The 24,497-nt window shown below is 69.2% G+C and carries 23 protein-coding genes; 10 read left to right on the forward strand and 13 right to left on the reverse strand.

The annotated features are described in order from the left end of the window. From A9X05_RS03870 to rimP, 4 genes are all read right to left on the reverse strand, one after another. On the reverse strand, positions 1–633 hold a 633-nt coding region (locus A9X05_RS03870), incomplete at its 3' end, for a translation initiation factor IF-2 N-terminal domain-containing protein (protein ID WP_197498902.1). Positions 634–697: 64 nt separating this feature from the next. Beyond that, positions 698–1,072 (reverse strand): YlxR family protein, encoded by a 375-nt coding sequence (locus A9X05_RS29200; protein ID WP_197498903.1) that lies wholly within the window; start codon positions 1,070–1,072, stop codon positions 698–700. A 94-nt stretch (positions 1,073–1,166) separates the two neighbouring features. Next, positions 1,167–2,222, reverse strand: coding sequence for a transcription termination factor NusA (nusA, locus tag A9X05_RS03875; RefSeq protein ID WP_067779283.1), 1,056 nt, complete (start codon positions 2,220–2,222; stop codon positions 1,167–1,169). Continuing rightward, positions 2,222–2,746, reverse strand: a complete 525-nt coding sequence (gene rimP / locus A9X05_RS03880) for a ribosome maturation factor RimP (protein ID WP_067759954.1) — start codon at positions 2,744–2,746, stop codon at positions 2,222–2,224. The genes nusA and rimP overlap by 1 nt, the downstream gene beginning before the upstream one ends. Positions 2,747–2,948: 202 nt before the next feature. Between rimP and A9X05_RS03885 the strand changes: the two genes are divergently transcribed. Both A9X05_RS03885 and A9X05_RS03890 read left to right on the forward strand, forming a co-directional pair. Continuing rightward, positions 2,949–3,485, forward strand: a complete 537-nt coding sequence (locus tag A9X05_RS03885; protein WP_067749150.1) for a hypothetical protein — start codon at positions 2,949–2,951, stop codon at positions 3,483–3,485. Further along, a complete protein-coding gene (locus tag A9X05_RS03890; protein ID WP_067749147.1) occupies positions 3,482–3,928 on the forward strand; it encodes a ferritin-like domain-containing protein in 447 nt (148 codons plus the stop codon). Before A9X05_RS03885 ends, A9X05_RS03890 begins: the two co-directional genes overlap by 4 nt. Before the next feature lie 21 nt (positions 3,929–3,949). Here A9X05_RS03890 and A9X05_RS03895 read toward each other — a convergent pair whose 3' ends face one another. The 8 genes from A9X05_RS03895 to mqo all read right to left on the reverse strand — a co-directional run bounded on the left by A9X05_RS03895 (position 3,950) and on the right by mqo (position 14,721). Continuing rightward, positions 3,950–5,698 carry a proline--tRNA ligase gene (locus A9X05_RS03895; RefSeq protein WP_067749144.1) on the reverse strand — a complete coding sequence of 583 codons (1,749 nt, stop codon included), beginning with the start codon at positions 5,696–5,698 and terminating at the stop codon, positions 3,950–3,952. A 137-nt stretch (positions 5,699–5,835) separates the two neighbouring features. Next, positions 5,836–7,428, reverse strand: coding sequence for an MFS transporter (locus A9X05_RS03900; RefSeq protein ID WP_067749134.1), 1,593 nt, complete (start codon positions 7,426–7,428; stop codon positions 5,836–5,838). Positions 7,429–7,461: 33 nt separating this feature from the next. After that, positions 7,462–8,667 (reverse strand): uroporphyrinogen-III C-methyltransferase, encoded by a 1,206-nt coding sequence (gene cobA / locus A9X05_RS03905; protein ID WP_067779285.1) that lies wholly within the window; start codon positions 8,665–8,667, stop codon positions 7,462–7,464. A 183-nt stretch (positions 8,668–8,850) separates the two neighbouring features. Then, positions 8,851–10,236 (reverse strand): cobyrinate a,c-diamide synthase, encoded by a 1,386-nt coding sequence (locus A9X05_RS03910; RefSeq protein ID WP_067779287.1) that lies wholly within the window; start codon positions 10,234–10,236, stop codon positions 8,851–8,853. After that, positions 10,233–10,847: a cob(I)yrinic acid a,c-diamide adenosyltransferase gene (gene cobO / locus A9X05_RS03915; RefSeq protein WP_067779289.1), complete on the reverse strand. Its 615-nt coding sequence runs from the start codon at positions 10,845–10,847 to the stop codon at positions 10,233–10,235. Before cobO ends, A9X05_RS03910 begins: the two co-directional genes overlap by 4 nt. Positions 10,848–10,862: 15 nt before the next feature. Beyond that, on the reverse strand, positions 10,863–12,698 hold the full coding sequence (locus tag A9X05_RS03920; RefSeq protein WP_067749114.1) for a magnesium chelatase subunit D family protein: 1,836 nt from the start codon (positions 12,696–12,698) through the stop codon (positions 10,863–10,865). Beyond that, positions 12,695–13,222 (reverse strand): GNAT family N-acetyltransferase, encoded by a 528-nt coding sequence (locus tag A9X05_RS03925; protein ID WP_067749111.1) that lies wholly within the window; start codon positions 13,220–13,222, stop codon positions 12,695–12,697. The genes A9X05_RS03920 and A9X05_RS03925 overlap by 4 nt, the downstream gene beginning before the upstream one ends. After that, positions 13,219–14,721 carry a malate dehydrogenase (quinone) gene (gene mqo, locus A9X05_RS03930; protein ID WP_082950488.1) on the reverse strand — a complete coding sequence of 501 codons (1,503 nt, stop codon included), beginning with the start codon at positions 14,719–14,721 and terminating at the stop codon, positions 13,219–13,221. Before mqo ends, A9X05_RS03925 begins: the two co-directional genes overlap by 4 nt. 110 nt (positions 14,722–14,831) lie before the next feature. On the opposite strand from mqo, the gene A9X05_RS03935 reads away from it, so the two are divergent. Together A9X05_RS03935 and mtr are read left to right on the forward strand one after the other, a co-directional pair. Next, on the forward strand, positions 14,832–15,842 hold the full coding sequence (locus A9X05_RS03935; protein WP_067749108.1) for an alpha/beta hydrolase: 1,011 nt from the start codon (positions 14,832–14,834) through the stop codon (positions 15,840–15,842). A 4-nt stretch (positions 15,843–15,846) separates the two neighbouring features. Further along, positions 15,847–17,226, forward strand: coding sequence for a mycothione reductase (gene mtr, locus A9X05_RS03940; RefSeq protein WP_067779291.1), 1,380 nt, complete (start codon positions 15,847–15,849; stop codon positions 17,224–17,226). A 169-nt stretch (positions 17,227–17,395) separates the two neighbouring features. On the opposite strand, the gene A9X05_RS03945 is transcribed toward mtr, so the two are convergent. After that, the gene (locus tag A9X05_RS03945) at positions 17,396–17,887 is read right to left on the reverse strand and encodes a Fur family transcriptional regulator (protein WP_067779295.1); all 492 of its coding nucleotides are present in this window, start codon (positions 17,885–17,887) and stop codon (positions 17,396–17,398) included. Between the two features lie 153 nt (positions 17,888–18,040). On the opposite strand from A9X05_RS03945, the gene A9X05_RS03950 reads away from it, so the two are divergent. From A9X05_RS03950 to A9X05_RS03975, 6 genes are all read left to right on the forward strand, one after another. After that, positions 18,041–19,159: a HoxN/HupN/NixA family nickel/cobalt transporter gene (locus tag A9X05_RS03950; RefSeq protein WP_067749099.1), complete on the forward strand. Its 1,119-nt coding sequence runs from the start codon at positions 18,041–18,043 to the stop codon at positions 19,157–19,159. A gap of 72 nt (positions 19,160–19,231) precedes the next feature. Continuing rightward, entirely contained in the window at positions 19,232–19,567 is a 336-nt protein-coding gene (locus A9X05_RS03955) for a hydrogenase maturation nickel metallochaperone HypA (protein ID WP_067749096.1), read from the forward strand. A 28-nt stretch (positions 19,568–19,595) separates the two neighbouring features. Continuing rightward, positions 19,596–20,366: a hydrogenase nickel incorporation protein HypB gene (hypB, locus tag A9X05_RS03960; RefSeq protein WP_067749093.1), complete on the forward strand. Its 771-nt coding sequence runs from the start codon at positions 19,596–19,598 to the stop codon at positions 20,364–20,366. A 228-nt stretch (positions 20,367–20,594) separates the two neighbouring features. Then, positions 20,595–21,650: a hydrogenase expression protein HypE gene (locus tag A9X05_RS03965; protein ID WP_067749089.1), complete on the forward strand. Its 1,056-nt coding sequence runs from the start codon at positions 20,595–20,597 to the stop codon at positions 21,648–21,650. Positions 21,651–21,723: 73 nt separating this feature from the next. Beyond that, on the forward strand, positions 21,724–23,523 hold the full coding sequence (locus A9X05_RS03970) for a nickel-dependent hydrogenase large subunit (RefSeq protein ID WP_067779299.1): 1,800 nt from the start codon (positions 21,724–21,726) through the stop codon (positions 23,521–23,523). Positions 23,524–23,529: 6 nt separating this feature from the next. Beyond that, positions 23,530–24,432, forward strand: coding sequence for a NifU family protein (locus A9X05_RS03975; protein ID WP_067779301.1), 903 nt, complete (start codon positions 23,530–23,532; stop codon positions 24,430–24,432). The last annotated feature ends 65 nt before the right edge of the window (positions 24,433–24,497 follow it).

A 24,497-nucleotide genomic window follows, 5' to 3' on the forward strand; every position in this document is an offset into this window, starting at 1 on the left:
GACGAGCCGGACTACGCCGCCGCGGCGGCCGCGCTGGAGCGGGCCAAGGGCGCGCTGCGCACCATGGTGGGGGCGGGGCACCGGGCGCGGGATCGGCCGGTCGACGGGCTGCGCGGACGAGAACGGGTTGTTGCCGACGCGCGGGGTGCGCACGCCGGGCTTCGGCGCCGGACCGGGGCGCGGACCCGGCGTCATGCCGGGTTGGGGTCCGGGCTGGCCGGCCGGCTGGCCGGGCGCGGGCGGCTTCGGCTGCCCGGGCTGTCCCGGTGAGGGGCGGCCGGGCACCGGCCCGGGACGGGCCGGCGCTTCGGTGGGCGCGGCCGGGGCGGCCTGCGCCGTGGCCGTCGTCGCTGCGCCGGCGGCCTCGCCATTGCCGATGGCCTTGTCGAGTGCCTGATCGAGCGATTTGTCCGGTCCCCGGACGGGAGCCTTGGCGGCCGCCTTGGCCGCGGTCTTCTGGGGAGCCGCCTTGCCGCCCCCGAAGGATTCGCGCAGTCGACGAGCGACCGGCGCCTCCACCGTTGACGATGCGGATTTTACGAATTCGCCCTGTTCATTCAGCCGGGCGAGGACTTCCTTGCTGGTGACACCGAGTTCCTTAGCCAACTCGTGTACGCGGGCCTTACCTGCCACTACATCTCCTGTCTATGAGGCGACAGTCGTGGGGCCGCGCCTCGGGTTTAGCTATGACGCATGGTCATCGGGACTTCACGGTGTGCTCATGTTCTTTGCTGCCTCTTCTGTTGGTGCCGAGACGATCGGGCGCGCCTAGAGACTCTAGGTGCTCGACCACCGCGGACACGTCCGGGGGACCGGCGATGCGCAGCGCTCTGGTGAAAGCCCGCCGCCGAATCGCCTGTTGCACGCACTGCGATACGGGATGCAGCCACGCACCCCGCCCCGGCAGGCTACTCCTGGTGTCAACGATCACGGCATATTCGCCGTTCCCGCGCGACACAGCCACTACGCGAAGCAGTTCGACGACCAACTCTCGCTTCCGGCACCCGACACACGTCCGGACGGGTCCGTCCACACGCCTGTGCGCCGAGACCGAAGGCTCACGCTGGATCACGGCTCAGTCTAGCGTCACTTACCCGATCGTCAGAACCGCCCGACGGTGCTGGGCGCTCTCCCCCGCGGCCGCCCTGGCGGGCGGGGTTGCTGCGCTAACGCTCGTGCGCCATCGGATGGGTGGCGCCGTGTTCGGGGTGAGCTTGCGAATGCGCCTCGGAACCACCCGGCGTATCGCCGCGGATGTCGATGCGCCACCCGGTGAGGCGGGCGGCCAACCGCGCGTTCTGGCCCTCCTTGCCGATGGCCAGCGACAGCTGGAAATCGGGCACCACCACGCGGGCGGCCCGCGCGCTCTGGTCGATGATCGACACGGAGACCACCTTGGCCGGTGACAGGGCGTTGGCGACGAACCGCGACGGGTCGTCGTCGTAGTCGATGATGTCGATCTTCTCCCCGGACAGCTCGCTCATCACGTTGCGGACCCGCTGTCCCATCGGGCCGATGCAGGCCCCCTTCGCGTTCAGGCCGGGAACATTGGATTTCACCGCGATCTTGGAGCGATGGCCGGCCTCGCGCGCGACCGCGACGATCTCGACCAAGCCGTCGGCGATCTCGGGAACCTCCAGGGAGAACAGCTTGCGCACCAGGTTCGGATGCGTCCGCGACAGCGTGATCATCGGCTCACGGGCGCCGCGGGTCACACCGATCACGTAGCACCGCACCCGGTTGCCGTGTTCGTAGCTTTCACCGGGGACCTGTTCGGCCGCCGGGATCACGCCCTCGGAGGCCTTGGTTTCGGTGCCCATCCGCACCACCACCAGACCGCGGGCGTTGGCGCGGCTGTCCCGCTGGATGACGCCCGCGACGATCTCCCCCTCGCGGGTGGAGAACTCGCCATAGGTGCGCTCGTTCTCCGCGTCCCGGAACCGCTGCAGCATGACCTGCCGCGCGGTGGTCGCCGCGATGCGGCCGAAACCCTCGGGGGTGTCGTCCCATTCGCTGATGACGTTGCCGTCCTCATCGGTCTCGCGGGCGACGACCTTCACGACACCGGTCTTGCGGTCGATCTCGATGCGGGCGTCGTTCTGGTGGCCCTCGGTGTGCCGGTAGGCGGTGAGCAGCGCCGACTTGATCGTCTCGAGTAGCTCGGTGACCGAGATGCCCCGATCCACCTCGATGGCATGCAGCGCCGCCATGTCGATGTTCATCAGCGCCGCTCCTTCCTGTCGGCCTGGCCCGCCAAGTCCAGCTCCGCCTGGGCGGGGGGCGAAAACTCCACCTGGACAACGGCTTTGGCGATATCGGCGAGCGGAATGTCGCGCACCCGGTAGTCACGGCCTTCGCGGACCACCAGGGCGACCGCGTGATCGTGGGTCTCGCCGACGCGCCCCGTCAGCCGCGAACCGTCCGACAGGTCCACGTCGACCTTCCTGCCACGGGCGCGGCGGAAGTGTTTGGCACTGGTCAGCGGGCGGTCCACGCCCGGCGAGCTTACCTCGAGCACATACCGGTCCCGGATGCCGTCCATGCCGTCCAGCAAAGTCGACGCTGAGCGCGACAGCGTCGCGATGGTGTCCAGGTCGAGCGCGTCGTCACCGTCGGCGACCACCATGATCCGCGGGGGGCGCGTCCGGGCGTCGATGACCACGTCTTCGATCTCGTATCCGGCGCGCGCGAACTCATCACCGAGTAGCTCGATCACCTGCGTCTGCGAAGGTAGCCCGGTGGTCACGGCGAGCTCCTCATCTTGAGTTGTCCGGTCAGCTGGAGGGTGTCGCCGCCCCGTGGTTTGGGGGCGGCTCCAGTGTCCTGGCGGAACGCGAGGGCTGCCGTTCCGCGAGAGCCAGCTATCAACGATACGCCAGGAATCGCCTCTGACGACCCGATCGCGCCTGGCTTCGTAACCGCCGCCGCGCCGATGGCAGGATGTGGTTGTGGCTAGCGCAGTTCCCCCCGTCAACCGGCGTGGTGTGCTCGCCGGCGGCGTGGCTCTGGCGGCGCTCGGGGTGGTCACCTCCGCCTGCGGCGAATCCCCGCCGAAGCCCCCGGCCGTCGAAGAGCTGCTGGGGCCGTTGGATCAGGCCCGCAAGGACAGCGCGCTGGCCGGTGCCGCCGCAGCGGCCGTCGGCAATCCACCGCAGATCGCCGCCGCGCTGGCGGTGGTGGCGAATCAACGCGCCGCGCATGCCCGCGCGCTGTCGACGGAGATCTCGCGGGCAGCCGGCAAGATCACCAGCTCGTCGACCAGCGAGACGACGAGCCCCAGCCCGAGCGCGGCCGAGCCGCCGGGACCGCCGCCGCCCCCACCCCCGGTGTCCGACGTGATCAACGCGTTGCGGGCGTCGGCGGACAGCGCCAGCCGCCTGGTGGCGGGGGAATCGGGCTACCGGGCCGGGCTGCTGGCGTCGATCATCGCGTCCTGCACGGCCTCGTACACGGTCGCCCTGGTGCCCGGGGGCCCCTCGATATGAGCTCCGGCAAGGACGCCGACAACGCGGCGCTGTGCGACGCGCTGGCCATCGAACACTCGACGATCTACGGCTACGGCATGGTCTCGGCGCTGTCGCCGCCCAGCGTGAACGGCATGGTGGTGGAGGCCCTGTTGCAGCACCGGCAGCGCCGCGACGACGTGATCGCGATGCTGACCGCCCGCAAGGTCAACGCCCCGGTCGCCGCCCCGGGCTACCAGCTGCCGATGCTGATCGGCAGTGCCGCGGACGCGGCGCGGCTGGCCGCCCGGATGGAGAACGACTGCGCGTCGGCGTGGCGGGTGGTGATCGAGCACGCCGAGACGGCCGACGACCGCGCCTTCTCCTCGACGGCTTTGACGCAGAGCGCCGTGATGGCCGCCCGCTGGAACCGCGTGCTGGGCGCGTGGCCCATCACGACGAGCTTCCCGGGCGGAAACGACTAGCGCCGCAAGGGCTTTCGCGCATTACCCGCTCAGCGCGGCCGTGACGTCGGTGGCCAGAGACGGACCGGTGGCCAGCTCGCGCGTCTGGCCGCCGAAGCGGTCACGCAGCTCGACCACGCCGTTGCCCCAGCCGCGGCCCACCACCAGGATCCAGGGCACGCCCAGCAACTCGGCGTCCTTGAACTTCACCCCCGGCGACGCCTGCCGGTCGTCCAGAAGCACCTCAACACCCAACCGGTCCAGGTCGGCGGCGAGCTCGGTGGCTCCGGCCCGCGCGTCCGCGTCCTTGTTGGCGATCACCAGGTGCACGTCGAACGGCGAGACGGACGGGGGCCAGCGCAGGCCCAGCTCGTCGTGGTGTTGTTCGGCGATCACCGCCACCATCCGCGACACCCCGAAGCCGTAGGACCCCATGGTCAGCCGCACCGGCTTGCCGTCCTCACCGAGCACGTCGGCGGTGAAGGCGTCGGTGTACTTGCGGCCGAGCTGGAAGATGTGCGCGACCTCGATCCCCCGGGCCGACACCAGCGGGCCGGCGCCGTCGGGGGACGGATCACCGTCGCGCACCTCGGCGGCCTCGATGGTGCCGTCGGCTGTGAAATCGCGTCCCGCCACCAGGCCGACGACGTGTCGGCCGGGCTCGTCCGCCCCGGTGATCCAACTGGTGCCGTCCACCACCCGCGGGTCGACCAGGTAGCGAACTCCGTTGTCCCGCAGTGCTTTCGGGCCGATGTAGCCCTTCACCAGGAACGGATACCTGGCGAAGTCGCTGTCGTCGAGCAACGCGTATTCGGCCGGCTCCAGCGCCGCGCTCAGCCTCTTGTCGTCGACCTCGCGATCGCCCGGCAGGCCGATGGCCAGCAGTTCCCACTCCCCGCCCGGCTGCCGCACCTTGAGCAAGACGTTCTTCAGCGTGTCCGCGGCGGTGACGGTGCGGCCGAGGTCGGCGGTGTTGGCCCAGTCCACCAGCGTGGCGATGGTCGGGGTGTCACCGGTGTCGTGGACCACCGCCTCGGGCAGGCCATCGACGGGCTTGGCCTCCGGGCGGGCGGTGACGACGGCCTCGACGTTGGCCGCATACCCGGATTCCAGGCAGCGCACGAAGGTGTCTTCGCCGACGGGGCTTTCGGCCAGGAACTCCTCGGAGGCACTGCCGCCCATCGCTCCCGAGACCGCGGACACGATCACGTAGCGCACCTGGAGCCGATTGAGGATGCGCTGGTAGGCCTCCCGGTGCGCGTGGTAGGCGGCCTTGAGCCCGGCGTCGTCGATGTCGAATGAGTAGGAGTCCTTCATCACGAACTCGCGCACCCGCAGGATCCCCGCCCGCGGGCGCGCCTCGTCGCGGTACTTGTTCTGGATTTGGTAGAGCAGCACCGGAAAGTCTTTGTAGGAGCTGTATTCGCCCTTGACGGTCAGGGTGAACACCTCTTCGTGCGTCGGCCCGAGCAGGTAGTCGTTGCCGCGGCGGTCCTTGAGCCGGAACACGCCGTCGCCGTATTCGGTCCACCGGTTCGTCGTCTCGTACGGCGCGCGCGGCAGCAGGGCGGGGAACAGGATCTCCTGCCCGCCGATCGCGTTCATCTCCTCGCGGACGACCCGCTCGATCCGGCGCAGCACCCGCAGGCCGAGCGGCAGCCAGCTGTACAGCCCGGGCGCGACGGGCCGGATGTAGCCGGCCCGGATCAGTAGCTTGTGGCTGGGCACTTCGGCGTCGGCGGGATCGTCGCGCAACGTGCGCACAAAGAGCTCGGACATCCGGGTGATCACAGCGGGCCAGCCTAACTTGTCAGGGGTGGGCGCCTGGCAGCCGAGGACCCATGCCAGGATCCGCGGATTTGATATCGCCCGCGCTATCGAATCCGGCGCAAGGACATTGGAGTTGGCCGCCAGGGCGGCCTGCCGCCTTACAGCTCGCCGGCGTCGATCGCTTCCTTGACCTCTTGCGCGTGGGCCACCTGCGCCGGCGTGTAGCCGATCAGCAGCGCCGCCCCGCCGACGACGACGGCCACCCCCGCCACCCATAGCAGGCCGTAGGTATAGCCCTGGTCGAGCGCGTGCAGCTGGAGGTCGTTCATGACCTTCACCGGGCCGGTGGTGCCGCCCAGGTACAGCGTGCGGGAGGTGATGACGGCCTGGATGACCGCGAGCACCAGCGGGCCGCCGAGGCTCTGCAGCATCAACGCGATCGCCGACACCGGGCCGATCTGGTCGAAACCGACCCCGGCGATGGCCGACAGCGTCAGCGGGACGACGCAGATGCCGATGCCGATGCCGCCGACGATGATGGGCAGCACCAGGTTGGGGAAGTAGGGCACCCCGCGGTGCATGAAGCCCCAGCCGTAGAGCATCGCCCAGAACAGCAGGATGCCGCCGCCGATGGTCAGCACCCGCGGCGAGAACCGCGACACCAGTTGCGAAGACACTCCCAGGCCGATCCCCATCGCGATGACGAACGGGATGAAGCCGACGCCGGCGCGCAGCGCGCTGTAGCCGAGGATGTCCTGCACGTACAGGCCGATGCATACGGTCAGGCTGAACATCAGGCCGCCGGCGAGGAAGATCGCGGCGAAGGTGACCAGCCGGTTGCGGTCGCGGAACAGGCTGAAGGGGACGACGGGGTTTTCGGCGGTGCGCTCCACGATGATGAATGCCAGCGCCGCGCCCATCGCCACTACGCCCGAGCCGATGGTGGTGATCGACACCCAGCCCTTCTCCGGCCCCATCGAGAAGGCGTAGACGGCCGCGGTGCACGCCAGCGTGGCCAGCATGGCCCCCGTCGCGTCGAGTTTCATCCGCTCGCGGTTGGTCTCGCGCAGCGCGGTGCGGGCCAGGTAGATCATCACCAGCCCGATCGGCACGTTCACCAGGAAAGCCAGCCGCCACGACACCTCGGTCAGCGCCCCGCCGACCACCAGGCCCATCACCGAACCGATGGCGGTCATCGCGGCGAACACCGCGGTCGCGAAGTTACGGGCCGGACCCTTCGGGAACGTGGTCGCCACCAGCGCCAGCCCGGTCGGCGAGGCGATGGCGGACCCCACGCCCTGTGAGAGCCGCGCGATGACCATGGTCGCCTCGTCCCAGGCGACCGCACACAAAACCGAGGAGATGGTGAACAGCGCGACGCCGACGATGAAGGTGCGCTTGCGCCCGATGGTGTCGCCCAGCCGGCCGCCCAGCAGCATCAGCCCACCGAACGTCAGCACGTACGCGGTGATCACCCAGCTGCGGCCCGCGTCGGACAAGCTCAGTTCGTTCTGGATCCTGGGCAGCGCGACGATCGCGACGGTGCTGTCCATGGTCGCCAGCAGCTGCATACCGCCGATGGCGATCACGGCCGCGATGAAGCGGCGGGAAGGCAGCCAGGCCGGGTAATACTTGCTGATGCGCGTGGAGGCGGTCTCCGCCGGGCGCGAGGAGCGCGCCGGGGCCGGACGATCGGGGCGCGCGGACGTGAAGTTCCGCATCGCGCGCTCGGTTTCGTTGAGGGCCGTCATAAAGGGTTACCTTACAGTAATCTTAAGAATCGTTTAAAGCCCGAAAGCGGCCACCGGCCCGATCACGATGATCGCGGGAGGTCGGATGCCCTCGGCGCGGATCTTTTCGGGCGTGTCGGCGAGAGTCGCCCGCAAAGTCTGCTGATCGGCCGTCGTCCCATGCTGGACCACCAGCACCGGGGTATCCGCAGGTCGACCGCCCTTTATCAGCACGTCGGCGAAAAGTTCGATGCGTTCCACGGCCATCAGCAAAACGATGGTCCCCGACATCGCGGCCAACGCATTCCAATTCACTAACGATTCGGGATGATCGGGCGCCAGATGGCCGCTGACCACCACGAATTCGTGATTTGTGGCCCGGTGGGTGACCGGAACGCCGGCGAGGGCCGGCACTCCTATGGCGCTGGTCACACCTGGCACGACGGTGACCGGGATCCCGGCGTCGACGCACGCCAGCACTTCCTCGTAGCCGCGGGCGAAGACGAACGGGTCCCCGCCCTTGAGGCGGACGACGAACTTCCCGGAGCGGGCGCGCTCGATCATGACGTCGTTGATGGCGTCCTGCGCCATCGCCCGCCCGTACGGGATCTTGGCGGCGTCGATGACCTCCACATGGGGCGGCAGCTCGGCCAGCAGCTCCGGCGGCGCCAGCCGATCGGCCACGACGACGTCGGCGTGTGCCAGCAGCCGGCGCCCGCGCACTGTGATCAGTTCGGGGTCACCCGGGCCGCCGCCGACGAGTGCCACCCCGCCGCGCACGACGTCGGAGCTCACCGCGCTGTCCTGGGCGATGAGCCCGGTTTGCAGCGCCTCCCGGATGGCCGACCGGATCGCGGCGGAGCGGCGGTGCTCGCCGCCGGCCAGCACGCCGACCGATAACCCTTCGTAACGGAAGGACGCCGGCGTCACCGCTGTCCCCTCCACGGCGATGTCGGCGCGAACGCAGAACAGGTGGCGGCGTTCGGCCTCGGCGACGACGGCCGCGTTCACGTGCGGGTCGTTGGTGGCGGCGATGGCGTACCAGGCGCCCTCGAGGTCACCGTCGCGGTATTCCCGCAGGGACAACGTGATTCCGGTCATCGCCTCGACCGACCTGGTGGCGCTGCGGGAGATGACGTGGACGTCGGCGCCGCTCGCGATGAGCAGGGGCAGCCGGCGCTGGGCGACCGAGCCGCCGCCGACGACGACGACCTTCTTGCCGGCCAGGCGCAGTCCGGCGAGGTAGGCGTTCTCGGTCACCGGGCAAGCCTAGTGGCGACCGCGAGCGCGGCGGGACGCCGGGCGAAGCGGGTCGCCACCATCAGAACTAGTGGCGACCGCGAGCGCGGCGGGACGCCGGGCGAAGCGGGTCGCCACCATCAGAACCAGTGGCGACCGCGAGCGCGGCGGGACGCCGGGCGAAGCGGGTCGCCACCAGCAGAACTAGTGGCTGTTGTTTTTGGGCCCGGCGCGGCGGGCGGCCGCGTGCGCGACGAATCGCGCGACGGCTTGCGGCGCCGCGGCCGGATGGGTGTGCAGGTACGACGCGTGCACGCCGGCGTGCACGACGCCGTCGCGCACGGCGTCCACGTCGTTGCCCCGGTACACCCACGCCGGCTGGTAGCTGTCGCTGAAAGTGACTGCGGTGCGGTGAAATTCGTGCCCAACCGCCCGCTGTCCGGCGGCGTAGAGCGGCGAGTCGGCCACCGCGACGGCGTCGCGATAGGCCAGCGTCAGGTGCGGGGTGAACCGCGCCGACCCCGCCAGCACGCCGCACATCGGATGGCCGTCGAGTTCGCTGGCCAGGTAGATCAGGCCGGCGCATTCGGCGTGGATCGGCGCGCCCGCGGCGGCCAGCTCGTTGATCTGGCGGCGCACCACCTCGTTGGCCGAGAGTTCGGCGGTGAACTGTTCCGGGAAGCCGCCGGGCAGCACCACCGCGTCGGTGCCGTCGGGCAATGGGTCAGCGAGCGGGTCGAATTCGGCCACGTCGGCGCCGGCGGCGGAAAGCAGCTCGGCGTGCTCGGCGTAGGCGAAGGTGAACGCCTTCCCCGCGGCCATCGCCACGGTGGCGCGCCCGCCGGGTGCCTCCCCCACCGCCGTCGCCGGGTCCCACGCCGGGCCCGCGCGGCCGGCGGCGACCGCCGCCACGGCCGCCAGGTCGACGTGGCGCGCGACCAGGTCGGTCATCGCCTCGACCGCAAGCCGCGCACGCCGCCCGTACTCCACCGCGGTGACGAGGCCCAGATACCTTGTGGGCAGCTCCAATTCGGCGGCCCGCGGGATGGCCCCCAACACCGCGACGCCGGTCTGCTCGCAGGCCTGCCGTAGCACGTGTTCGTGCCGGGCCGAACCGACCCGGTTGAGGATCACGCCGCGGACCCGCGTCGCGGCATCGAAGGTCGAAAACCCGTGCAGCAGTGCCGCGATGCTGTGGCTCTGCCCGCGGGCGTCGACGACCAGGATCACCGGCGCGCCCAACAGGCCGGCCACGTGCGCGGTGGAGCCCTCGGCGGGGCCGGTCGAGACCGGGCCGATCCGCCCGTCGAAGAGCCCCATCACCCCCTCGATAACCGCGATGTCCGCGCCGCCCGCGCCGTGTGCGTACAGCGCGCCGACGAGGCTCTCGCCGACGAGCACCGGGTCCAGGTTGCGGCCGGGACGTCCGGCGGCCAGGCCGTGATAGCCGGGGTCGATGAAGTCGGGGCCGACCTTGAACGGCGCCACGACATGACCCGCGCGCCGCAGGGCGCCGATCAAACCCGTTGCGACCGTTGTCTTTCCGCTGCCCGACGCCGGAGCGGCGACGACGACGGCGGGGACACTCACCACTCGATGCCCTTCTGCCCCTTGCGCCCCGCGTCCATCGGGTGCTTGACCTTGGTCATCTCGGTGACGAGGTCGGCGGCCTCGATCAACCGCTCCGGGGCATCGCGACCGGTGATGACGACGTGCTGATGGCCGGGGCGCGCCAGCAGCGTGTCCACCACCTCGTCGACGTCCACCCAGCCCCATTTCAGCGGGTAGGTGAACTCGTCCAGCACGTAGAAGTCGTGGCGCTGCCCGGCGAGGCGGCGCGCGATCTCCGCCCACCCGTCGGCGGCGGCCGCCGCGTGATCGAGCTCGCTGCCCGCCTTGCGGGACCACGACCACCCCGCGCCCATCTTGTGCCATTCGACGGGCCCACCGACGTTGTGCTGCTGGTGCACCTGACCGAGTTGGGCGAACGCGGCCTCCTCGCCCACCTTCCACTTGGCGCTCTTGACGAACTGGAACACGGCCACGGAGAGCCCGGCGTTCCACGCGCGCAACGCCATTCCGAACGCCGCGGTCGACTTGCCCTTGCCCGGGCCGGTGTGCACCGCCAAGACCGGGGTGTTGCGCCGGGCCCTGGTGCTCAGCCCGTCGTCGGGCACCTGGACCGGTCGGCCTTGTGGCATCAGCGGTTACCTTTCTCAGGCCGCGTTTCGCACGGCGCGCGTCAGGGAGTCCGCGTGCAGCTGTTCGAGGCGCACGGCCGGCGCGCCCAGCTGGCGGGCCAGCCGCTCGGCCAAGCCCAGTCGCACATAAGACGTTTCGCAGTCCACGACCACCGCGGCGGCGCCCTCGGCCACCAGGCGGGCGGCCGCCGCCCGGCTGCGGCCCAACGGGTCCGGTCCGGCCGTGGCCCGGCCGTCCGTGAGCACCACCACCAGGGACCGCCGGGCCCGATCACGCGCCTTCTCCCGAACGATCAATTCGCGCGCCGCGAGCAGGCCCTCGGCCAACGGGGTCTTGCCGCCGGTGTCGAATCGGGCCAGCCGCCGGCCGGCGATGTGCGCCGACGAGGTGGGCGGCAGCAGCAGCCGCGCCTCGTTCTGGCGAAACGTGATCACGGCGACCTTGTCGCGGCGCTGGTAGGCATCGCGCAGCAGCGACAACGTCGCCCCGCTGACCGCGGCCATGCGGTCGCGCGCCGCCATCGAACCCGAGGCGTCTACGACGAAGATGACCAGGTTGCCTTCACGCCCCTCGCGGATCGCCCGTCGCACGTCGTCCGGGCCCGGGCGCAACGGCCCGGCGCCGGCCCGCTCGGCGGCCGAGAGCAGGGTGGCGAAGAGGTGTAGGCCGTGCGCGCCGGAGTTCGTGTCGCCGCCGTCGGCGGCCGCGATCACGCTGCCGGTGGCGTTGCGCGCCCGCGACCGGCGCCCGGGCGCGCCGTCGCCAACCCCGGGCACCGTCAACGCCCGGGCGCGAAAGGTTTTCGACGGCGGCGCGCTGGGGCGCGGCGGTTGCGGCTTCTGGGCCGCCGATGAATTTGGTTGCTCCGCAGCGCCTTCCGCGGACTGCCCGCCGCCCGGCGGGTCGGGGTCCGGCTCGGGCTCATCGTCACCGGCTTGCGCCAGCGCCTGATCGAGCTGGTCGCGGTCGATGCCCGGATCGTCGAACGGGTCGCGGCGGCACCGATGCGGCAACGCCAGCTCGGCGGCCACCCGGACATCCTGCTCCTCCACGGCCTTGGCTCCCCGCCACGCGGCGTGTGCGGCGGCGGTGCGGGCCACCACCAGATCGGCGCGCATCCCGTCGACGTCGAACGCGGCGCACACCGCTGCGATGCGCCGTAATTCGTTGTCCGGCAGCACCACCTCGCCGACCAGCGCGCGCGCGTCCGCGATGCGCCGGGCCAGTTCCGCCTCGGCGTCGGCGTATCGCTCGACGAACGCGTCGGGGTCCGCCTCGTAGGCCATGCGCTGCCGGACCACCTCCACGCGGACGTCGACATCGCGCGACGCGTGCACGTCGACGGTGAGACCGAACCGGTCCAGCAACTGCGGACGCAGTTCGCCCTCCTCCGGGTTCATGGTGCCGATGAGCACGAACCGGGCCTCGTGCGAATGGGAGATGCCGTCGCGTTCGATGTGCACCCGGCCCATCGCCGCGGCGTCGAGCAGCACGTCCACCAGATGGTCGTGCAGCAGGTTGACCTCGTCGACGTAGAGCACGCCGCCGTGCGCGCGAGCCAGCAGCCCCGGTGAAAATGCGTGCTCGCCGTCGCGCAGCACCCGCTGGAGGTCCAGCGAGCCGACCACCCGGTCTTCGGTTGCGCCGAGGGGCATTTCGACGAGGCCGGCCCCGTCGCCGTTGGTCGCGGCCGACAGCAGCGCGGCCAGGCCACGCACGGCCGTCGACTTCGCCGTGCCCTTCTCGCCCCGGATCAGCGCACCGCCGATCTCCGGGCGCACGGCGCACAGCAGCAGCGCGAGGCGCAGCTGCTCGTGCCCGACGATCGCGCTGAACGGATACGGCTTCACGCTAGCTCCGTGAGGCCCGAGCCGGGCCCGCCCGACGACGTCGCGGGCGGGATGTCCGCCTGGGGCGGAGCTGGTCGCGAAGGCTTGAGCATCGGCACGTGGGGAATGCCGTCGTCGACGAAATCCTCACCCGCGCGGACGAATCCGTGTTGGGCGTACATGTCGGCCAGGTATGTCTGCGCGTCGATCCGGCACGGGTAGTCGCCCACCTCGGCCAGGGCGGCGCGCAGCAGCCGGGTGGTGTGGCCCTGCCCGCGCGCGCTGCGTTTGGTGCACAACCGGCCGATCCGGAACGACTTCTGGCCGCCGGCATGTTCCTCCATCAACCGCAGCGTGCAGATCACCTCGCCCTCGGGGGTCTCCAGCCAGAAGTGCCGGGTTTCGGCGAGCAGGTCGCGCCCGTCCAGCTCCGGGTACGGGCAGGCCTGCTCCACCACGAACACCTCGACTCGCAGCTTCAGCAGCTCGTAAAGGGTACGGGCGCCAAGGTCTTTGGCCCAGGACCGACGCAACGCTTCACTCATGACCGGACCCCCGAATCGGACCTCAACCGCAGCACCTCGGTGCTCCAGCACCACACCTCGTCGTACAACGCCGGCTCGCGGGAAAGCTCGACGCCCAGCGACGGCACCATCTCCTTGAGCCTCGGCAGCCAGGAGCCGTAGCGGCCGGCGAAGCACCGCGCGAGCACCTCGAGCATGGCGGACACGGCCGTCGACGCCCCAGGCGAACCTCCCAGCAGTCCCGCGATGCTGCCGTCGGCGGCGGCCAGCACGGTGGTGCTGAAGTCCAGCACGCCCCCCTTGCGTCTGTCCCGCCGGATCACTTGTACCCGCTGACCGGCGACCGTCAGCTCCCAGTCGGAATCGACTGCGCTGGCAGCGAATTCGCGCAGGGTGGCGATGCGGTCGGGTTCGGACAGCCGCAGTTGGCCGAGCAGGTAGTTGACCAGCGTCAGCTGGGTGAGGCCGACCCCGAGCATGGACAGAGCGTTGTCCGGTTTCACCGAGCGCGGCAGGTCGGACAGGCGGCCGTGTTTCAAGAACTTCGGTGACCACCCCGCGTACGGCCCGAACACCAACCATGACTTCCCGTTGACGAACCGCAGGTCCAGGTGCAGCGCGCCGAGCGGTGGGGCCCCCGGCGCCGGAACCCCGTACACCTTGGCCCGGTGGGCGGCGGTGAGCGCCGGATTGTCGGTGCGCAGGAACCGGCCGCCGATCGGGAACCCGGCGAAGCCCCTGACCTCCTTGATGCCGGACTTCTGCAGCAACGGCAGCGTGTCGCCACCGGCGCCGACGAAGACGAATTTGGCGTTCAGCCGGTGCTTTTCGCCGGTGCGGCGATTGCGAACCAGCAGCGTCCAGCTGCCGTCCGATTGCCGGGTCAGATCGCGGACCTCGTGGCCGAACAGCGCGCTCGCCCCGTCCTGCACGCAGTAGCCGATGAGCTGGCGGGCCAGCGCGCCGAAGTCGACGTCGGTGCCGTGGGGGGCCCAGTTGAGCGCGGTCGGTTCGGCGAAGCCGCGCTTGGCGGCCATGAACGGCAGCCGGCGGGCGAACTCGTCGGCGTCGTCGATGAATTCGGTGCCCGCGAACAGCGGGTTGGCAGCCAACGCCCGTTGCCGACGGCGTAAGAACTCGACGCGCTGCGCCCCGCGCACGAAACTCACGTGAGGGATCGGGTTGCAGAAGCCGGTATCGGTCAGGATCCCGTTTTCTACGGCGTAGGCCCAGAATTGCCGGGTCACCTGGAACTGCTCGTTGATCCGCACCGCTTTGGTGATGTCGATCGAGCCATCGGGATTTTGCGGCGTGTAGTTGAGCTCGCACAGCGCCGAGTGCCCCGTGCCGGCGTTGTTCCAGGGACTGCTGCTCTCCGCGGCGACGGCGTCCAGCCGTTCGACAATGGTCATCGACCAGTCCGGCTGCAGCCGGCGCAGCAACGCACCGAGCGTCGCGCTCATGATGCCCGCGCCCACCAGCACGACGTCAGTCCGTGCGGTTCGGGCTAGCGACGACAACTGCTCCTGGTCCTTCCCTCGACTGCGCCGGTCCCCAGGCTATCCCGAGGACAACCGGGCGCGAACGGCGTGCGGCTCCCGGCGACCAGCAAAACCTCTAAGCTGGCCTCGTGACTGGCTGGGTGCCCGACGTCCTGCCCGGTTATTGGCAGCGCACCATCCCCCTCGGGCCCGACCCGGTCGGCGAGGGCGAGATCGTCGCGACGCTGATCCGGCGCGGCGAGCCCACCGGCCCCTCGGGGACCGGCCACGCGGTGCTCGCCGTGCACGGCTACACCGACTACTTCTTCAACACCGCGCTGGCCGATCACTTCGCCGATCGCGGCTTCGCCTTCTACGCGCTGGACCTCCAGAAGTGCGGCCGTTCACGCCGCGACGGTCAGACGCCCCACTTCATCACCAACCTCGACGACTACGACGCCGAGCTGGAACACGCGCTGGCGGCCATTCGCGACCAAGACCGGCCCGCCAAGGTCCTGGTGTACGGCCATTCCTCCGGCGGGCTCATCGTGTCGTTGTGGCTGGACCGGCTTCGCCGGCGCGATGCGGCGGCGCACGCCGGCATCGGGGGTTTGGTGCTCAACAGCCCGTTCCTGGACCTGCACGGCCCGGCGGTCCTGCGCCACTCCGTGACCTCGACGCTGATCGCGGGCCTGTCCCGGGTTCGGTCCAAGGGGGTGGTCCGGACGCCGACCGAGGGCGGCTACGGCACCACGCTGCACCGCGACTACCACGGCGAGTTCGACTACAACCTGCAGTGGAAACCGGTGGGCGGCTTCCCCATCACCCTCGGCTGGCTGCACGCCATTCGCCGCGGCCACGCCCGGCTGCACCGCGGACTGGACGTCGGGGTGCCCAACCTGATCCTGCGTTCGGATCACACTGTGCGAGAAACCAGCGACGCGGCGTCCATGCAACGCGGCGATGCGGTTCTCGACGTCACCCAGATCGCCCGACGGGCCGGCTGCATCGGGAACCACAGCACCATCGTTCCGATCGACGACGCCAAACACGACGTTTTCCTGTCGCTGCCGCAGCCGCGGCAGGCGGCCTATCGCCAGCTCGACCGCTGGCTGGACCACTACCTCAACGCCGACCGCACGTCTTCGAAGAAGGGGTGACGGGGTGGAGACCTACGACATCGCGATCATCGGAAGCGGCTCGGGCAACAGCCTTCTCGACGATCGCTTCAACGGTAAACGAGTTGCGCTCTGCGAGCACGGCACGTTCGGCGGCACCTGCCTCAACGTCGGCTGCATCCCGACCAAGATGTTCGTCTACGCCGCCGAGGTCGCCACGACGATCCGGGACGCCGCGCGCTACGGGGTCGACGCGCACGTCGACCGGGTGCGCTGGGACGACATCGTCTCGCGCATCTTCGGGCGCATCGATCCGATCTCGATGAGCGGGGAAGACTATCGCCGCGCGTCGCCCAACGTCGACTTGTACAGCCGGCACGCCCGATTCGGGCCGGTCCAGCCCGACGGACGCTACCTGTTGCGCACCGACGCCGGTGAGGAGTTCACCGCCGACCAGGTGGTGATCGCGGCGGGGTCGCGGCCGGTCATCCCGCCGGCGATCCTCGACTGCGGCGTCGCCTACCACACCAGCGACACGATCATGCGGATCCCGGAGTTGCCCGAACACCTGGTGATCGTCGGGAGTGGCTTCGTGGCAGCGGAATTCGCGCATGTCTTCTCCGCCCTCGGCGTGCGCGTGACGTTGGTCATCCGCGGCAGCTCGATGCTGCGACACTGTGACGACACCCTCTGCAAACGCTTCACCCGCATCGCGGCGGCCAAATGGGAACTTCGCACCCACCGCAACGTCGTGGGCGGCACCAGCCACGATTCCGGCGTCGCCCTGCAACTGGACGACGGATCGACCCTTAACGCGGACCTGCTCCTGGTCGCGACCGGGCGCGTGCCCAACGCCGACCTGCTGGATGCCGAACAGGCCGGCGTCGACGTCGAGAATGGCCGGGTGGTGGTCGACGAATACCAACGCACCTCCGCCCGTGGGGTTTTCGCTCTCGGCGATGTCTCCTCGCCGTACCAGCTCAAGCACGTCGCCAATCACGAGGCCCGTGTCGCGGGGCACAACATCCTCCGCGACTGGGACGACACCGATGCGATGGTCACCACGGATCACCGCTACGTGCCGTCGGCGGTATTCACCGATCCCCAGCTGGCGGCCGTCGGCCTGACCGAAAATCAGGCAATGGCAAAGGGATTCGACGTATCCGTCGCTATACACGACTACGGTGACGTCGCCTACGGTTGGGCCATGGAGGACACCACCGGGATTGTCAAGCTAATCGCCGAGCGAAGAACCGGGCGGCTGCTGGGCGCGCACATCATGGGTCCCCAGGCGTCATCGATCATCCAGCCGCTGATCCAGGCGATGAGCTTCGGGCTGACCGCCCCGCAGATGGCCCGCGGGCAGTACTGGATTCATCCCGGGCTGCCGGAAGTGGTCGAGAACGCTCTGCTGGATCTGTACTAGTGGCGATCGCCAGCGCGGCGCAGCCGGGCGCAGCGGGTCGCCACCATCGGGCTCGTGGCGATCGCCAGCGCGGCGCAGCCGGGCGCAGCGGGTCGCCACCATTCGGCCTAGTGGCGATCGCCAGCGCGGCTCAGCCGGGCGCAGCGGGTCGCCACCATCGGGCTCGTGGTCAGCGCCCCGAACGTTTGAGTGGCCCCTTGCCGTCCTGGCACTCGGGGCACAGCCCGTGCAGCGTCAGCCCCGCCGCCTCCGAGAGCGCAAAGGAGCTGCCCGCCATCGCGTGCTCGAGGGCCGAGCTGAGCTGCCGGGCGGGCACCTCGATGATCGAGCCGCACGACGTACACACGGCGTGGTGGTGTGGCGCGGTGGCCATCCCGTAGGTGGTGACACCGCCGTCGAGGGTCAGCGCGTGCAGCATCCCCTGCCCGACCAGGATGGTCACCGTGCGATAGATGGTCGCCACGTCGGGGGCATGGGCGCCGTGCGGCAACGCGGCGCGCACCCGCTCGTGGATTTCCGCGACCGGCAGGTGCCCGTCGACGGGCTCGAGCACCGCCAGCACCTGAATACGCGAGGACATCCGCCGCAGCCCCCGGGCGCGCAGCAGATCACCGATCCGCGCGGCGACGGAAGGGTCCAGAGCCGACGGCTTCGGCGTCACCCGCCCAGTGTCGCGCCGCCCGGCGGGGCGCGCCAGTTTTCGGCCGAATTCACCTCCCGCACCGGGCGCCGGGTTTCCTGCGAGCGACTTGCATCTAGTCGGCGAACGCACATACAGTCGACCCGGTTGTTCCCTCATGCCGGAAGGACCACAGTGGCCGGTACTGAGCCCGACTGGTGGCCGTCATGGACGACCAAGCTTCGCACCGCCTTGACGGCGGCGGAGTGGTGGCGTCTCGCCTCGATGCTGGCGGTCATCGTCGCGCTCCATCTGATCGGCTGGCTCACCTTGGTGGCCCTGGTGGCCCCGGCGCAACTGAGCCTCGGCGGCAAGGCATTTGGTGTGGGCATCGGGCTGACGGCGTACACCCTGGGTATGCGGCACGCGTTCGACGCCGACCACATCGCCGCCATCGACAACACCACCCGCAAGCTGATGAACGACGGACAGCGACCGCTCGCGGTCGGGTTCTTCTTCTCGCTCGGACATTCCACGGTGGTCTTCGCGCTGGCGGTCCTACTGGCCTCCGGAGTCAAGACGATCGTCGGGCCGGTCCGGGACGACTCGTCGGCGCTGCACCACTACACGGGGCTGATCGGCACCGGCGTCTCCGGTGTGTTCCTCTATGCGATCGCCCTCCTCAACGTCGTCGTGCTGGTGGGCATCCTGCGGGTGTTCGCCCGGCTGCGCCGTGGCGACTACGACCACGAAACCGACGGCGCCGAACTGGAACGGCAGCTGGACAGCCGCGGCCTGATGAACCGGTTTCTCAGCCGCTTCACCAGATCGATCACCAAGTCGTGGCACTCCTACCCCGTCGGGGTGCTGTTCGGACTCGGCTTCGACACGGCGACCGAGATCGCGCTGCTGGTCCTCGCCGGCACCAGTGCCGCCGCCGGGCTGCCCTGGTACGCCATCCTGTGTCTGCCGGTGCTCTTCACCGCCGGGATGTGCCTGCTGGACACCATCGACGGCTCGTTCATGAACTTCGCCTATGGCTGGGCCTTTTCCAACCCGGTCCGCAAGATCTACTACAACATCACCATCACCGCTCTGTCGGTAGTGGTCGCGCTGCTGATCGGCAGCGTCGAACTCCTCGCGCTGTTCGCCGAGCAATTCGGCTGGCGCGGCCCGTTCTGGAACTGGATCGGCGGCTTGGACCTCAACACCGTCGGCTATTTCGTCGTGGGCGCGTTCGTCATCACCTGGGCGGCCGCCGTGCTGTTCTGGCGCTACGGCCGGCTGGAACAGAAGTGGACGCCCTCCCCCTGACACTGCTGCGCACGCGGGGCGTTCGGTGTAGAACAGTGCTCATGAGACCGCGGCGGACGCCGGTGATCGGCGGTGCATGAGCTGTCGCTCTGTGAAGCGATCGCCGATGTGGCCAAGACCCATGCCGACGGCCGGCACGTCGACGTGGTGCGGGTGCGGATCGGCGCACTGCGCCAGGTGGTGCCCGAATCGCTCTCGTTCTGCTGGACGCTGGTGCGCGACGCCGAGAACATGCCGGAGGCCGAGCTGGAACTCGAGTGCGTCGGCGCCGAGGTGAGCTGCCGCGCCTGCGGCCGGCGATCGGAGATCACATCCGCCTGGTCGATCTGGTGCCCGCGGTGCGACAGTTCCGACGTCGAGGTGCTGCACGGCAACGAGTTCTTGGTTACGTCGCTGGACGTCTCATGAAAAGCGCCTTTTCCGAACGGATTTGACCATGGGCAGATTTCATCGGCATGACGACGGAACGGTGCACTCCCACGAGCACGACGATCCGGATCACCGGCACGGCGACCACGGCCAATACCGGACCGGCAAGCAGCGGGTCGACGTGCTGGAGGCGATCTTCGCCGAGAACGACCTCCTCGCCGACGCCAACCGGGCGGCGTTCGAAGACAACGGGGTGCGCACGCTGAACCTGATGAGTTCGCCGGGATCGGGCAAGACGACCATCCTGCAGGCCACGCTCGACGAGCTCGCCGGCGAGCTTGCCATCGGGGTGATCGAAGGCGACATCGCCACCGATCTCGACGCGGCCAAGCTCCGGGGGCGTGGCGCCCAGATCTCACTGCTCAACACCAGCAACGGTTTTGGCGGCGAATGCCATCTCGACGCGCCGATGGTGAATCGCGCCCTGCCCGGTCTCGACCTTCCCGCGCTGGACCTGGTGATCATCGAGAACGTCGGCAACCTGGTCTGCCCGGCGGAGTTCGACGTCGGCGAGCACGCCAAGGCCATGGTGTACTCGGTGACCGAGGGCGAGGACAAGCCGCTGAAGTATCCGGTGATGTTCCGTTCCGTGGATGTGGTGCTGCTCAACAAGATTGACTTGGTTCCCTACCTCGACGTGGACGTCGACGAATACATCGCCCACGTGCGCAAGGTCAATGCGACCGCGGCAATCCTGCCGCTGAGTGCGCGCACCGGAGCCGGGATGGCCGCATGGTTCGGCTGGCTGCGGCGATTCGCCGCGGGGCCGGCGGCCTGACCGCCCCTTCTGCAAGCGATTCGCATGATTTTCCGGCCGCGGGCCCGGTCGTCACCCCCCGCGCCGCAGACCGAAAAATTATGCAACGGTTGTCTAACTAGTTGGTGCCGCAGAACCGTTGACACGCTCGGCGGCGAGGAGTAGACCCAAAAATTAGCGCTGCGCAAGTGGGCCGACGGTCGACTCCGGCGGCGCAGGGGTCTCAGCCCGGCCCCGGAAAGCTGCAGCATGCCAACAGAAGCAGCAGTCAAAGCAGAAGAAACGTTGATCCACGTTCTCTGGATTAATGCGGGGCTCAGTTGTGACGGCGATTCGGTGGCGTTGACTGCCGCCACCCAACCCTCGGTCGAGGAGATCGCCCTGGGGGCTCTACCGGGGCTTCCGAAAGTCGCTGTGCACTGGCCCCTAATCGATTTCGAGTGCGGCCCCAATGGCGGGGCAGACGACTTCCTGTCGTGGTTCTTCAAGGCCGATCGCGGCGAGCTGGAACCCTTCGTGCTCGTCGTCGAAGGATCCATCCCCAACGAGAAGCTCAAGGACGAGGGCTACTGGTGCGGGTTCGGCAACGACCCCGCGACCGGCCAGCCGATGACCACCAGCGAATGGCTCGACCGGCTGGCGCCCAAGGCCACCGCGATCGTCGCGGTCGGCACGTGCGCCACCTACGGCGGCATCCACGCCATGGCCGGCAATCCGACGGGGGCGATGGGCGTACCCGACTATCTCGGGTGGGAGTGGAAGAGCAAGGCCGGCATCCCGATCGTGTGCGTGCCGGGCTGCCCGATCCATCCCGACAACCTGTCCGAGACGCTGACCTATTTGCTCTACATGGCGACCGGTCAGGCGCCGATGATTCCGCTCGACGATGCGCTGCGGCCCAAGTGGTTGTTCGGCAACACCGTCCACGAGGGTTGTGACCGGGCTGGGTACTACGAGCAGGGCGACTTCGCCACCGAATACGGATCACCGAAATGCATTGTGAAACTGGGCTGTTGGGGCCCGGTCGTCAAGTGCAACGTGCCCAAGCGCGGATGGATCAACGGTGTCGGCGGCTGCCCCAACGTGGGTGGCATCTGCATCGGATGCACCATGCCGGGGTTCCCCGACAAGTTCATGCCCTTCATGGACGAACCGCCGGGCGGCAAGTTATCGAGCACCGCGTCGGGACTGTACGGCACCGTGATTCGCAACCTGAGGGGTATCACGGGACGCACCGTCGACAAGGAGCCGCGCTGGCGCCACAACGGCGATCAACTAACCACCGGGGCGCGCCGCACCTGGTAGGCCACCTCGGCTACCGGGTCGGCGCGCTTCGTTCTCATCACTGGAGCCCCTGGGGGCGGAGAGCGGTACTGCAATGGCAACCATCACCCCTGAACCCATGCACGCCAAGCGGGAACCCGGCCAACTCGTCGACATGGCCTGGGACCCCATCACCAGAATCGTCGGCAGCCTGGGTATCTACACCAAGATCGACTTCGAGAACCGAGAGGTCGTCGAGTGCCACAGCACCTCGTCGATTTTCCGCGGCTACTCGATCTTCATGAAGGGCAAGGATCCTCGCGACGCGCACTTCATCACCAGCCGCATCTGCGGGATCTGCGGCGACAACCACGCCACCTGCTCGTGCTACGCGCAGAACATGGCCTACGGCGTCAAGCCGCCGCACCTGGGCGAGTGGATCGTCAACCTGGGCGAGGCCGCGGAATACATGTTCGACCACAACATCTTCCAGGAGAACCTGGTCGGCGTGGACTTCTGCGAAAAGATGGTCTCCGAGACCAACCCGAGCGTTCTCGCCCTGGCGGAGAAGACGGCGGCGCCGCAGGCCGGGGCGCACGGGTACCGGACGATCGCCGACATCATGCGCTCGCTCAACCCGTTCACCGGCGAGTTCTACCGCGAGGCGCTGGCGGTCAGCCGCTGGACGCGAGAGATGTTCTGCCTCATGGAGGGCCGCCACGTGCACCCGTCGACGCTCTACCCAGGCGGGGTCGGCACCGTCGCGACCATCCAGCTGATGACCGACTACATGACCCGGCTGATGCGCTACGTGGAGTTCATGAAGAAGGTCGTGCCCATGCACGACGACCTGTTCGACTTCTTCTACACCGCGCTGCCCGGTTACGAGAAGGTCGGGCTGCGCCGCACGCTGCTCGGCTGCTGGGGCTCTTTCCAGGACCCCGAGGTGTGCAACTTCGCGTACAAGGACATGGAGCGCTGGGGCAACGCGATGTTCGTGACTCCGGGCGTGGTGGTTGACGGCAAGCTGGTCACCCACTCGCTGGTCGACATCAACCTTGGCATCCGGATCCTGTTGGGCAGTTCGTATTACGACGACTGGACCGACCAGGAGATGTTCGTCAAGACCGATCCGCTGGGCAACGCCGTGGACCGGCGGCACCCGTGGAACCAGCACACCAACCCCCACCCCCAGAAGCGGGACATGGAGGGCGGCAAGTACAGCTGGGTGATGTCGCCGCGCTGGTTCGACGGCAAGGACCACCTGGCGCTGGACACCGGCGGCGGCCCGCTGGCCCGGTTGTGGGCGACGGCGCTGGCGGGGCTGGTCGACATCGGCTATGTCAAGGCGACCGGGAACAGCGTCAAGATCAACCTGCCGAAGACGGCGCTCAAGGGTCCGGTGGAGCTGGAATGGAAGATCCCCCAGTACGGCAGCAACACGATCGAACGCGACCGCGCGCGCACCTACTTCCAGGCCTATGCGGCCGCGTGCGGGCTGTACTTCGCCGAGAAGGCGCTCGAGGAGATCCGCGCCGGGCGCACCAAGACCTGGGAGCGGTTCGAGGTGCCCGACGAGGCCATCGGCTGCGGGTTCACCGAGGCGGTCCGCGGTGTGCTCAGCCACCACCTGGTGATCCGGGACGGCAAGATCGCCAACTACCACCCGTACCCGCCCACCCCGTGGAACGCCAACCCCCGCGACAGCTACGGCACGCCGGGGCCGTACGAGGACGCGGTGCAAGGCCAGCCGATCTTCGAGGAGAACGGCCGGGACGACTTCAAGGGCATCGACGTGATGCGCACGGTGCGCAGCTTCGATCCCTGCCTGCCCTGCGGCGTGCACATGTATCTGGGAAAGGGCAAGACCCTCGACAGACTGCACACACCGACACAGTCGCCCGCCGGGGAGTGATCGAAGGTGGATCGCCCGGACACCATTGACGAAAGCGAGGCACGGTGGCGCACAGCGGGCGATCGGATCCAGAACCTCCTGGATTCCTGCGCGGCGAGTGGGCCGGCCGCCCGGGACCGCGCGACTGAGTTGGTCCGCGAGGTGGTCGGCCTCTACGGGGCCGGGCTGCAACGGATCATGCAGTGCCTGGGGCAGGCCGGGGACCCGGGCATAGCCGAGCGGCTGGCCACCGACGACCTGGTGGCCAGCCTGCTCCTTGTCCACGGTCTGCACCCGCACGATGTACACCGGCGGGTGTCCGACGCGCTCGACCGGGTGCGGCCGTACCTGGGCTCGCACGGCGGGGACGTCGACCTCGTCGGCGTCGACGGCGATACCGTGCGGCTGGCGTTCAAAGGGAGCTGCAAGAGCTGTCCGTCGTCGGCGGTGACGCTGGAGTTGGCCGTCGAGGACGCGGTGCGCGCCGCGGCACCCGAGATCTCGGCCATCGAGGTCGTCACGGCCCAGCCCGGAACCACATCGGTAATCCCGGCCGAATCGCTGCTGGCGCGCGTACATTCCAACGGGTCCCACAGCTGGCACCCGGCGCCGGAGCTGGCCGAGCTGGCGCCAGGTGAGGTGGCCGGCTATCGGGTCGCCGCAACCACCGTGCTGGCGTGCCGGGTCGGCGACCAGACCTTTGCGTACCGCGACCATTGCCCGGTGTGCAACGCCACCCTGGCCGGTGCGAAATTACATGGGGCGCAACTGCGCTGCCCCAACTGCCGGACGGACTTCGACGCGGTACACGCCGGGGCCGGGGCGAACGGCGCGCATCTGGACCCGCTCCCGCTCTTGACCCGCGATGGCGTGCTGTCGGTGGCCTTGCCGGCCCACGAACCGGTGCACGCGATGGGCGCCCCGGCATGACCACCCCGTACGACGTCCTGACCCGCATCCGCAGCAACCGGCCGGCCCCCGAACCGGCCGGCGAG

The organism is Mycobacterium sp. E3298 (assembly GCF_001666895.1).
Classification (GTDB): Bacteria; Actinomycetota; Actinomycetes; order Mycobacteriales; family Mycobacteriaceae; genus Mycobacterium.

What these genes read in the sequence shown, in the direction of transcription:
- A9X05_RS03890 (WP_067749147.1), top strand. Translation starts at nt 3,482, where the DNA reads ATGAGCTCCGGCAAGGACGCCGACAACGCGGCGCTGTGCGACGCGCTG.
- A9X05_RS03970 (WP_067779299.1), top strand. Translation starts at nt 21,724, where the DNA reads ATGGCAACCATCACCCCTGAACCCATGCACGCCAAGCGGGAACCCGGC.
- cobO (WP_067779289.1), bottom strand. Translation starts at nt 10,847, where the DNA reads ATGCCACAAGGCCGACCGGTCCAGGTGCCCGACGACGGGCTGAGCACC.
- A9X05_RS03925 (WP_067749111.1), bottom strand. Translation starts at nt 13,222, where the DNA reads ATGAGTGAAGCGTTGCGTCGGTCCTGGGCCAAAGACCTTGGCGCCCGT.
- hypB (WP_067749093.1), top strand. Translation starts at nt 19,596, where the DNA reads ATGGGCAGATTTCATCGGCATGACGACGGAACGGTGCACTCCCACGAG.
- A9X05_RS03900 (WP_067749134.1), bottom strand. Translation starts at nt 7,428, where the DNA reads ATGACGGCCCTCAACGAAACCGAGCGCGCGATGCGGAACTTCACGTCC.
- nusA (WP_067779283.1), bottom strand. Translation starts at nt 2,222, where the DNA reads ATGAACATCGACATGGCGGCGCTGCATGCCATCGAGGTGGATCGGGGC.
- A9X05_RS03965 (WP_067749089.1), top strand. Translation starts at nt 20,595, where the DNA reads ATGCCAACAGAAGCAGCAGTCAAAGCAGAAGAAACGTTGATCCACGTT.